This is a genomic window from Spirulina sp. CS-785/01 (assembly GCF_028330525.1).
GTDB lineage: Bacteria > Cyanobacteriota > Cyanobacteriia > Cyanobacteriales > Spirulinaceae > JAQMSD01.
Map to the genome: position 1 here is coordinate 1 of NZ_JAQMSD010000137.1, position 10,950 is coordinate 10,950.

Sequence of the window (10,950 nt, forward strand, 5' to 3'; positions counted from 1 at the left end):
CTATTAACCCGTTTTAACGGGTTTTAGCTATTAGCCTTGGGTTTTAACCCAAGGCATAGTAGCTTTCTGACTGGTCCATTAACCCGTTTTAACAGGTTTTAGCTATTAGCCTTGGGTTTTAACCCAAGGCATAGTAGCTTTCTGACTGGTCCATTAACCCGTTTTAACGGGTTTTAGCTATTAGCCTTGGTTTTAACCCAAGGCATAGTAGCTTTCTGACTGGTCCATTAACCCGTTTTAACGGGTTTTAGCTATTAGCCTTGGTTTTAACCCAAGGCATAGCTGAAGGCTATTAACCCGTTTTAACAGGTTTTAGCTATGAACCTTGGTTTTAACCCAAGGCATAGCAAAATCAAGAATCTAGTATCCATTCCGATTCCAATTCCCCTAAATCCAAGGGAATATTCACCGCTTTTCCCAGTCGGGGTCGTTCCTTCGTTTGTTCAATCGTCCGAATGACCTGTTCCACACTTCCCCAAGCCACCACATAACTCGCCACCGCATTGAGATGCTCTAAATACTCCTGCTCCGTAAGAGGAAAAGAAACCTGCTCCAAATATTTCCACATCACCTGCACATAGAACTTCCCTTTCACCTTCCGCAGTTGAACATCGTAAGACCGCCCCCATTTTTGTAACAGTAACGCTCGCAACTCTTGTCCTGTCATAACTTGACCTACTCCCGTTTCCCCATTCCCCCCATTGTAAAGGCTTACTACATTAAGTTTGTAGTAAGCCCTTGAGAGGTTTTGAACTCAACTTCCCTAAATAATATTGCGCACAGGTTCTTTCGTCTGTTCCGAAGACCGCACGAATAAAAACGGACAAGACAAATGCTGCATTAACGCAGTCGTCAAACTGCCATAGAAAACCCGTTCTAGTCCGCCTTGGCCATGACTGGTCATCGCCACCATATTCACCTCTTTCTTGTTTGCCAGACGAATCAAACTATCCAGAGGCCGACCATACATTAAATCGACTTCTACCTTCACGTCCTCTTGTTGGAGCTTATTCTGCCACTTCAACAAATAATCCTTGGCCTTTTGTAACCGTTCGATTTCTTGATGCTGACTCAACTTATAAAACAACGTATCCGAAACCTTCGGTTCATAGAAATTTTGATTGACATCAACCAGTGTCGTTGCCTTATGACTCGTTCGGACAACCCGCGCTAACAGTAACTTCGTATTGTACCGTTGAGCAATTTCCTTCGCGTAGGGAATAATTTTCTCCGACTGCTTAAACCCATCCAAGGGAACTAAAATCTGTTGATGGGGAGTCACCGTCATCTTAGTTCCCCCGCGAACCATCAAAAAAGGACGGTGCAAGCGATTAAACACCCCCGACACCACACTACCGTAGAGCATTTTGGCCAAACCCGTCTTCCCTTGACTGGTCATCGCCACTAAATCCGCTTTCACTAACTCAGCCGCTTCTAAAATGGCATCAACTGCAACCCCTCGTAATAAGAGAATCTCAGCCGTTAACCCCTGGGCTTGGAACTTCTCCTGCCAACCTTGTAAATACTCCTTCATTTGCGTGGTTTTCTGGGGTTTAAAGGTCACTTGTTCCTCATCCAAGTCCACCACCGCACTACGAGTTGCAGGTTCGATCGCTTGGCAAAAAATGACCTTCGCTTGCTCGTGCCGCGCTAAATTCTCCACATAGGGAATCACGCTCTCAGCGCGTTGAGAACCATCCAAAGGCACGAGAATATTGTGATACATAAAAAACTCCTACAATTCAGCGAATCGACCCATTAGCGACACAGGACACCGATTCATCCCACACCATAATTTTTAATGGGCTGTGGGACTTCTCGGTTTCTGGCTAACGACGAGACATATCTGCGGGGACTTTCTCAAGATACTCGTCTTCCGCTTCTAAACTCCGTAACTCTTCCGCTTCTAAGTCAGCCAAATCTTCCGCCAAACCACGTTGAAGACTAAAGCACATAACCAGTAAAACCACGGCAAAGGGTAAACCTGTAGTAATGGCTGCCGTTTGTAGGGCATTTAATCCCCCACCCAAGAGTAAAACGGCTGCCACAACCCCTTCCATGACAGCCCAGAAAACACGCTGGGGAATGGGAGAATCCAGTTTTCCGCCAGAGGTGAGGTGGTCCACCACCAACGAACCGGAGTCGGAGGAAGTCACAAAGAAGGTGACAACTAACAACACCCCCACCGTTGAACCGATCACACTGACAATATTGGCCACAGAAGGAATTAAATTGGTATTTTCGGCCAGTAAGTTCAACATGAAAAACATGGCTGTAGCCACATTTTCATTGACGGCGGCGGTTAAGTCACCCACATTTTGTAATTCCAGAAACAGGGCGGAATTGCCAAACGTGGTTAACCATAAAAACGAGAGGAGAGTGGGGATAATTAAAACCCCAAGGATAAATTCCCGCACGGTGCGACCTTTGGAGACACGGGCAATAAACATCCCCACAAAAGGCGACCAAGATATCCACCATCCCCAATAAAAGACCGTCCAACTATTTTGCCACTCTGTTCCTTCGTAAGTCTCAGTCCAAAAGCTAAGAACTGGAAAATTGGCGATATAGTTCCCTAGGTTTTGAACGAACCCATCCAAAATAAATAAGGTTGGCCCGACTAACAGCACAAAGACCATAAACGCGCCTGCAATGTAGAGGTTAAACTCACTCAAACGGCGCACTCCCCCATCTAACCCTGCCACTACAGACATGGTGGCAAAGCCCGTAATAATGGCAATGAGAACCACTTGAAAGGGGATACTTTCAGGAATGGCCGGAATGAGGAAGTGAAGTCCGGCGGCGACTTGGCCAACCCCTAACCCTAACGAAGTGGCTAACCCAAACAGGGTGGCAATAACCGAGAGAATATCAATCACATTCCCTGGGGTGTCGTAAATGCGTTCTCCCAAGAGGGGATAGAAAACGGAACGCATGGTGAGGGGTAAACCGCGGTTAAAGGCGAAAAAGGCTAAGGCGAGGGCTACAAGGGCATAAATTCCCCAAGGATGAAACCCCCAGTGAAAGAAGGTGACACTCATCGCCGTTTCGGCGGCGGCTGCGGTGCCAGCTTCACCCCCAAAAGGCGGCGCGGCCATGTGAAAGATAGGTTCTCCCACACTCCAGAACATTAGCCCGATACCCATTCCCGCACTCAAGAGCATGGCAAACCAAGCAAAGGTGGAAAACTCCGGTTTGGCATCTGGCCCACCGAGACGGATATGGCTATATTTCCCAAAGGCCAGAATGAGCATCACCCCAAGGTAAATATTGCCCACTAGGATGAAAAACCAGCCGCCATAGCTGGATACGAAGGCTTGAATATTGCTGAATACGCCTGAAGCCTGTTCTTGAAAGCTCAGGGTTAAGATAATGAAAATGGCGATAAGAGTCGCCGAAATGAAGGACACTTGCGGGTGCAAGTCAAAGCCCCACTTTTGAATATTGGTGTCACCGGGGTAGCGGCCAGTATCTTCGTCGAGTAACTCGACCTGCAACCCCTTCATGTCGAATTGTGGTTCGGACATAGCAATTATGATCTCGTTAGCTTACCTTGACGGACTCTTCCTCGTATTTTGAAGATGTCCTACTATTTTTTGTCTTGACAATAATATTTAGATAGCATAAACGATCAATCTCAGTTAATGCAAATTTTTTAGATCAATTTTAGAGGCTAGAATGCTCAAGGATTAATCCTTTCATGTTGTTTTTTGGTTTTCATGACTCCTCTTTTTTGACCTCTAAAAAAGTCTAATTCACTAATAATTTTGGTCTATTTGGTGGTTTATGAGGTGGGAGTGGGGAGATGGAGGAGATGGGGGAGATGGGGGAGATGGGGGAGATGGGGGAGATGGGTGAAGCGTAGCGTAACCCAACATCGCCCAGTGAAAAACGTTGGGTTTCACTCCGTTACACCCAACCTACGCAGAAATCTTGAGTTAGTCGCCTTGACAGGGCTGACTTCTCACTTCTCACTCTCTTGGCCAAATGTAGTATTTGTAGTATAATGTGACAAGTTGCCCAGAAAAAATGAGGTGATCCCCAATGATCCCAACCCCAATACTTATTCAGCGTACTCTCTATCCTTCAAACACTAGATGCGGGTGGAGCGCGGGTTAGCGAAAAAAAAATCTGGGGTCAATGCACCAAATTGGCAAACATCGCTTTAGCATAGAGGGGTGAGTGAACTATCTTTCCCTTTACAATCTCTAAACGCTGGACACTGGTTTAAATTAATTTGCGGGGCCAGTTTCCAACACTTGCCAACGGTACGCAGTTTGACCTTAGCTTATTCTTTGGCAGGTGCAGACTGTATCGACATTGCTGCCGACCTAGCAGTGTTGGAGGCCGCAAAAGAAGCCATTGCTGTGGCCATGGGCTTGGCCGACCAAGCAAGAAAGCGAGGCTTTGGGATACAGTCCCGACCTTGGCTGATGGTGAGTCTCAACGATGGAGAAGACCCTCACTTTCGGAAAGCAGCTTTTAACCCAACTCAATGTCCCTCGGACTGTCCGCGACCTTGTGAAGCGGTTTGTCCGGCTGATGCTATTGCCTTTACCGATACGGGAGGTGTAGCGGATGGGGTTATTGATGCACGCTGCTACGGATGTGGCCGCTGTTTGCCTGTCTGTCCCAGTGAACTAATTTTTACTCGCTCTTACGTTTCGACCCCCGAAACTCTTGCCCCAGAGCTTTTTAAACAGGGCATTGATGCGATCGAGATTCACACCCAGACAGGCCATTATAGGGATTTTCAACGTTTATGGCAAGCCCTCGCGCCTTGGCAGTCCCGGCTTAAATTGTTGGCCATCAGTTGTCCAGACCATGGTGATTTAATCTCCTACCTGCACCAGTTACAGCAGGTGGTTTCCCCTTTACCTTGTCCTCTCCTGTGGCAAACCGATGGTCGGCCTATGAGTGGGGATATTGGCAAAGGAACAACGCGGGCGGCGGTGAATTTAGCGGCCAAAGTGCTAGAGTCGGACTTGCCGGGGTATGTACAACTCGCGGGCGGGACGAACCAACACACTGTCGCCAAACTCGCAGACCGGGGGTTACTGAGTCCTGCCCCTACTCGCACTGTGGCGGGAATTGCCTATGGCAGTTATGCCCGTAAGCAACTCCAGCCCCTATTTGATGCTTTAGAAGAACGAACTAGCCACCGTTCTCAGCCCTTACTAGAGGAACATCCGGACTTGTTATGGCAAGCGGTTCGCCAAGCGAGTCATTTAGTGTCCCAACTCAAAGTCAAGCCTTTGAGAGGAGGGGCGTTTCTTCCCACAACTCCCGCACGAAGCGCGAATTTCACTGTTGTTTGACAACCTTAATAGGTTCATGATAAATCCCAAAAATAAACAGTTTTTACTTGAACAGCCTTCCTCTGTCCCCCCTACGCCAACAGTGCCAGATAAACTGCCAACGACTCGAACCGAAATTGCTGATAATCTCGCCCAACTCCTAGAGATTTTTCCGCCCCAGTTACAAGAGGCCATTGCCCAGCATGAGCGCAATGACAAAATGATTGAGGTGGTGATGGATTTGGGTCGCCCACCGGAAGCACGGTTTCCGGATGGGGCGGAATATTTAAGCGAAACGCCCATTTCGCGGGAAGATTTGCAGTATAGTGTGGAGCGTGTTGGCCATTTTAGTGGCGATAACCGGGCGGGGATTGAGCGCACCTTACACCGGATTAGTGCTATCCGTAACCGTCAAAACGAAATCATTGGGTTAACCTGCCGTGTGGGACGGGCGGTGTTTGGGACCATTGGTATGATTCAAGATTTGGTGGAAACCGGGCGCAGTCTGTTGTTGCTTGGTCGTCCTGGGGTGGGTAAAACGACCGCTTTACGGGAAATTGCGCGAGTTTTAGCTGATGATTTACAGAAACGGGTGGTGATTATTGACACCTCTAATGAAATTGCCGGAGATGGGGATATTCCTCACCCTGCCATTGGCCGGGCGCGACGGATGCAGGTGGCTGAACCGGAGTTACAGCATAAGGTGATGATTGAGGCGGTGGAAAATCATACGCCGGAGGTGATTGTTATTGATGAGATTGGTACGGAGTTGGAAGCCTTGGCCGCCCGAACGATCGCGGAACGAGGAGTACAGTTGGTGGGGACGGCCCACGGGACGCAGATGGAGAATTTGATTAAGAATCCTACGTTATCGGACCTCATTGGGGGGATTCAAGCGGTAACGTTGGGGGATGATGAAGCCCGTCGTCGGGGGTCCCAAAAAACGGTGTTAGAACGGAAAGCTCCGCCGACGTTTGCCATGGCCATTGAAATGTTGGAACGGCAGCGTTGGGTGGTTTATCCTGATGTGGCGGAGACGGTGGATACCTTGTTGCGGGGGGGTACGCCTTCTCCGGAAGAACGGACGGTGAATGAGTCTGGGGAGATTGAAATTCGTGTCACTGCCCCGACTACGCCTTTTGCTGGGAATGGGCAGGGGAAGCGGACTACACCGGCCCTGGCTCCGGTACAACCTGCGGGGTGGCGGGCTTCGGGCCAAATGCAGCCGTTACCGTTGGGGAAGAAAACGCCCCAGACGGAGAAGACGGTGGAGTTTGACCGGATGTTGGCTCAGTCTTGGCAACAACAGGAGAGTCCGGAGAAGATGCGTGTACCCGGACCGAATGGGGAGGATTTTCCGGTGTATGTGTATTCTTATGGGATTGGCCGATCGCAGTTGGAACACGCGATACAGGTGTTAAATTTGCCTGTGGTGTTGACGAAGGAAATGGGCAATGCGGATGTGGTTTTGGCGTTGCGATCGCAGATTAAAAACCATTCTAAACTCCGGCAAACGGCAAAAGCCAAACAAATCCCCATTCATGCGGTGAAGTCTAGCACCATTTCCCAAGTCACCAAGGCATTACGCCGGGTGGTAGGAATAGATGACCTAAAAACCCCGGAAGCCTTAGATTTGCGCTTATTCACTCAAAATGGCGGGGATGACGAGTTAGAGGCATTGGAGGAAGCGCGGTTGGCAGTGGAGCAAATTGTGTTACCCCAAGGTCAACCTGTGGAGTTATTACCCCGTTCTCCCAAAGTCCGCAAAATGCAGCATGAGTTAGTAGAACATTATCGTCTTCAGTCGGATAGTTTTGGGGAAGAACCCAACCGACGTTTACGGATTTATCCAGCGTGATTTAAGTTAATAGGATGTAATTAAGGGGCAATTGAGCAATTGCCCCGATTTTTTTTGTCTTGCTTACGATACATTCAACGCTCTCAGACTTGCCCAAAAATTATTCATTTTCTAAATCCTGAACTCTCTCCAGAAAGTCTTCTAAGGAATTAATCGTAATTGCCTGTCGCAATAAATTAGTAAGACTAGAATCATCTTCAATCTGATTAATCGCTTCTACCAATTCATTGGGAATGCTTTCAAAGCGAACTTGTAGCACTTCAAAAATATCCTCTCGACTTTTTTGGCGTTTTCCTCGTTCAAGGGCAAAGCGTTCTACATTGGTGATATAGGGCATTTTATGTTCCTCCTCGTAATTGTAAATTTCTGTCGTCAAATTTTCTTCCATCGGCGCGGGCAAGGTCATCATCCAGTCAATTAACCGGAATAATTCAACTATATCGCGTCTGTCATAACCCCGTTGATAGAGACTTTTAGCGATTCTCAGTTTCTCTCGGTAACGACGGTTGGGATCATTACGACTGGTTTGAGTTTCTTGGTGGGCTGTGACAATGACGGCAAAGGGGTTATTGCTCTCTGCTAAGGTTTCTGGGGTATAATCGAGCAGTTTAATGGTGGGAAATTCTAATACACTTCGACCTCCTAAGATTTCATAACGGTATTCTGTGGGTCGCCAAAATTTGAATCTTTTGTCAACTCACTGGATACACTCGTCTGTTTGCTGATTTGTTGCTGGTATGACCAATAATTTAGAACTAAGAACGGATAACCTCGAAACCGGAACACTCTATCTGGTGGGGACTCCCATTGGAAATTTGGAGGATATAACGTTTCGGGGGGTGCGGGTGTTGCAGTCGGTGGCGTTGATAGCAGCCGAAGATACGCGGCACACGGGGAAGTTATTACAACATTTTCAGATTACTACGCCCCAGGTGAGTTATCACGAACATAACCGCAAAAAACGCTTAGGGGAGTTATTGGAGAGGTTACAAGGGGGGCAGGATGTGGCGTTGGTGACGGATGCGGGAATGCCGGGGATTTCTGATCCGGGGGAGGCGTTGGTGAGGGCTTGTGGGTCGGCGGGGGTGCGGGTTGTGCCGATTCCGGGGGGGACGGCGGCGATTAGTGCGTTGGTGTGTTCGGGGTTGCCTTGCGATCGCTTTATTTTTGAAGGCTTTTTACCCAGTAAGGCGAAAACGAGACGGGACCAATTAGCATCTTTGCAATATGAATCTCGGACGCTGATTTTTTATGAGTCTCCGCACCGTTTATTAAGTACCTTAACGGATTTTACCCAAACCTTTGGCAACAATCGTAGGATTGTAATTGGGCGGGAGTTGACGAAACTCCATGAAGCCTTGTGGCGGGGAACAATAGAGGGCGCGATCGCGCATTTTCAAGACAATCCTCCCAAGGGAGAATTTACCTTAGTGGTGGCAGGCCAAGAGACTGAACAACCCGTGGTTTTATCCGAGGCTGAGTTGAAAGCCGAACTCCAGCAATTGTTAGATCAAGGGATGACGCGATCGCAAGCTAGCCGTCATCTCGCCAATTTAACCTCTGCCTCCCGTCGTGATCTCTATCAACTCACCCTTGATTTAAACAACAATTGAAGGAACAGGGAACAGGGAATAGGGAACAGGGAACAGGAAAAAGACAGAGTTGTTACCAAACAACCAACAACCAACAACCAACAACAACAAAAAAATGTACAAAAGGTTGACAAAATGCCCGAAATGTGATGGCGAAATTGAACAAGTGGACTATGCCAACATCGAAATTGATCGGTGTCAAGACTGTCACGGTTTATGGTTTGATGGGCAAGAAGCAGAAAAACTAAAAGAGATTGATGGGTCAGAAATTTTAGACGATGGCAACCCAGACTTAGGTTACTATTATAGCCGGAATCGAACCCATATTGCTTGCCCTCGATGTGGGACAAAAATGAAGCGAATGCTTGATATTGATCGTTATAGTATTTGGTATGAAAAATGTCCCAATTGTCAAGGAATGTGGTTAGATGCAGGAGAATTTAAACGGTTTAAATCTAATTTTACTCAAACTGGAGTAACCCAAAAAATCAAACAATGGTTACATCTCGGTTAATTGAATGCTTATTTCTATCAACCCGTTTTAACGGGTTTCAACTATTAGCCTTGGGTTTTCACCCAAGGCTAATGTAGGCATTACTTGGCTTTTAATTGCTGATGTTGAGGGTAAAAACTCGCAATCAACGCCACCATTAACCACCATAACGTATTCACTTGAGGGCGATACCAAACCGTATCAAATAAACCGTGAACCATTAAACCCGCTAAAGCTGCGATCGCGCCCATTAACCAAAACCCCTGCTCATCCCCCGCATCCCGCAACTTTGCCAGCCCTCGCAACCCCCCATCAACCGTCACCATAATCAACCAGAGAAACACCCCAAACCCAATCACCCCAATTTCCACCAAATGCTCTAGAAAAATCGAATAAGAACTCAACGCATTATCATACCCCGCCCGCGCATAACGGGGATAAACCTCCGTAAACGCACTATTTCCCGGACCAATACCAACCCACGGATAATCCCCAATCATCTGAAACACCGCCTCCCAGACATTAATCCGATAATTATTACTACTATCCCCCCGCCACGCAAAAATACTCAACACCCGCAAGCGCAAGGGTTCAACCACCACCAAAGCAGACACCACCAAAGCCGCAAACCCCCCAAACACCATCGGCACTAACCAAACCCGCCAAAACTTAGGTAACGCCTCAGCAAACCAATACCGCAACAGCAACAAAAACACCAACAACAAGCCACTGGCCCCTAACCAACCCCCTCGACTATCCGTATAGAATAAACAAGCCAAATTCACCAAAAACATCGTCATCGCCAACAACTTCGGCCACCACTTCCGCCAAATAAACATCGCAGACGCACTCAACGCCACCGCCGTAATTAAATACCCCGCCAATAAATTGGGATTACCCAAATAACTATAAACCCGTGTATCTTGCGCCAATTCCGAGGAAGGATCATTCCAAGTCGCCAACTGCTCCACCCCTTTAAACTCTTGGCGAATGCCGTATCCCCCCACAATCAAAGCAATATGCAAATAAACTGTGACAACAACATTGCGCCAACGGGGTGAGCGCAAAATGTGCGCCGCTAAAACAAAGAGAAACAAATACAGCGTCACCTTCACCAACCCATCAATAGCCGCCCCTTGAGCCGGAGAAAACGCCGTAGCAATCACACTAATGCCCCAATACACCCCCACCAACAAATGAATCGGTGTCGCCCCGCCTTTCTCCCCATCCGTCAGCGTCAGCAGCCCCCAATAGCCCCCACAGGCCAACAACAACACCCCAATCAGAGACGTAGAGACAAAAGGAGCAAGCAAAAACACCAAAGACAGCAACAACGCGCCCAACGGTTCAGCCCATTGTAATAACCAACTCCCCGTCCGCCAACGGCCCAAAAAGCCCACCAAGCGATAAAGATAACTCCCTCCTCGCCAACGAGAAAGGGATAAATCTCTCAATGCAATGCGTTGCCAAGTTTCATTCATAGAGCAGTAATCAGTAATCAGTAATCAGTAAACAGTAACCAGTAATCAGTAAACAGTAAACAGTAATCAGCGAGATAAGCCTGACCTCTTGGTTAATCTCTCAACCCGTTTTTAACGGGTTTAAGCTCTTAGCCTTGGGTTTTAACCCAAGGTCTCTTGGTTAGCCTGACTTCTGGTTAATCTCTCAACCCGTTTTTAACGGGTTTAAGCTCTTAGCCTTGGGTTTTAA

At 47.8% G+C, this 10,950-nt stretch carries 9 protein-coding genes; 4 read left to right on the top strand and 5 right to left on the bottom strand.

Annotated features, from left to right (window positions below; all coding sequences use genetic code 11):
* Positions 1-352: 352 nt before the first annotated feature.
* The 3 genes from PN462_RS08730 to PN462_RS08740 all read right to left on the bottom strand — a co-directional run bounded on the left by PN462_RS08730 (position 353) and on the right by PN462_RS08740 (position 3,527).
* Complete coding sequence (locus PN462_RS08730; protein WP_272127709.1) at positions 353-667, bottom strand: DUF3067 family protein; 315 nt, start codon at positions 665-667, stop codon at positions 353-355.
* A gap of 96 nt (positions 668-763) precedes the next feature.
* A complete protein-coding gene (locus tag PN462_RS08735) occupies positions 764-1,726 on the bottom strand; it encodes a universal stress protein (RefSeq protein WP_272127711.1) in 963 nt (320 codons plus the stop codon).
* Positions 1,727-1,829: 103 nt separating this feature from the next.
* Positions 1,830-3,527, bottom strand: coding sequence for a BCCT family transporter (locus tag PN462_RS08740; RefSeq protein ID WP_272127712.1), 1,698 nt, complete (start codon positions 3,525-3,527; stop codon positions 1,830-1,832).
* 651 nt (positions 3,528-4,178) lie between these two features.
* Here PN462_RS08740 and ldpA point away from each other — a divergent pair.
* Both ldpA and PN462_RS08750 read left to right on the top strand, forming a co-directional pair.
* Positions 4,179-5,318, top strand: coding sequence for a circadian clock protein LdpA (gene ldpA, locus PN462_RS08745; RefSeq protein WP_272127713.1), 1,140 nt, complete (start codon positions 4,179-4,181; stop codon positions 5,316-5,318).
* A gap of 16 nt (positions 5,319-5,334) precedes the next feature.
* Positions 5,335-7,155: a R3H domain-containing nucleic acid-binding protein gene (locus PN462_RS08750; protein WP_272127714.1), complete on the top strand. Its 1,821-nt coding sequence runs from the start codon at positions 5,335-5,337 to the stop codon at positions 7,153-7,155.
* Between the two features lie 100 nt (positions 7,156-7,255).
* Here the strand turns inward: PN462_RS08750 and PN462_RS08755 are convergent, their stop codons facing one another.
* Positions 7,256-7,564, bottom strand: coding sequence for a hypothetical protein (locus PN462_RS08755; RefSeq protein ID WP_272127715.1), 309 nt, complete (start codon positions 7,562-7,564; stop codon positions 7,256-7,258).
* 328 nt (positions 7,565-7,892) lie between these two features.
* Between PN462_RS08755 and rsmI the strand changes: the two genes are divergently transcribed.
* Positions 7,893-8,768: a 16S rRNA (cytidine(1402)-2'-O)-methyltransferase gene (gene rsmI, locus PN462_RS08760; RefSeq protein ID WP_272127716.1), complete on the top strand. Its 876-nt coding sequence runs from the start codon at positions 7,893-7,895 to the stop codon at positions 8,766-8,768.
* Positions 8,769-8,862: 94 nt separating this feature from the next.
* On the top strand, positions 8,863-9,261 hold the full coding sequence (locus tag PN462_RS08765) for a TFIIB-type zinc ribbon-containing protein (protein WP_272127717.1): 399 nt from the start codon (positions 8,863-8,865) through the stop codon (positions 9,259-9,261).
* Positions 9,262-9,341: 80 nt separating this feature from the next.
* Here the strand turns inward: PN462_RS08765 and PN462_RS08770 are convergent, their stop codons facing one another.
* Entirely contained in the window at positions 9,342-10,721 is a 1,380-nt protein-coding gene (locus tag PN462_RS08770; RefSeq protein ID WP_272127718.1) for an IctB family putative bicarbonate transporter, read from the bottom strand.
* Positions 10,722-10,950 lie beyond the last annotated feature (229 nt).

Bases quoted from the DNA above. Each gene is read 5' to 3' on its own strand.
- PN462_RS08730 (WP_272127709.1), bottom strand. From the start codon at position 667: ATGACAGGACAAGAGTTGCGAGCGTTACTGTTACAAAAATGGGGGCGG.
- PN462_RS08735 (WP_272127711.1), bottom strand. From the start codon at position 1,726: ATGTATCACAATATTCTCGTGCCTTTGGATGGTTCTCAACGCGCTGAG.
- PN462_RS08740 (WP_272127712.1), bottom strand. From the start codon at position 3,527: ATGTCCGAACCACAATTCGACATGAAGGGGTTGCAGGTCGAGTTACTC.
- PN462_RS08750 (WP_272127714.1), top strand. From the start codon at position 5,335: ATGATAAATCCCAAAAATAAACAGTTTTTACTTGAACAGCCTTCCTCT.
- PN462_RS08755 (WP_272127715.1), bottom strand. From the start codon at position 7,564: ATGATGACCTTGCCCGCGCCGATGGAAGAAAATTTGACGACAGAAATT.
- rsmI (WP_272127716.1), top strand. From the start codon at position 7,893: ATGACCAATAATTTAGAACTAAGAACGGATAACCTCGAAACCGGAACA.
- PN462_RS08765 (WP_272127717.1), top strand. From the start codon at position 8,863: ATGTACAAAAGGTTGACAAAATGCCCGAAATGTGATGGCGAAATTGAA.
- PN462_RS08770 (WP_272127718.1), bottom strand. From the start codon at position 10,721: ATGAATGAAACTTGGCAACGCATTGCATTGAGAGATTTATCCCTTTCT.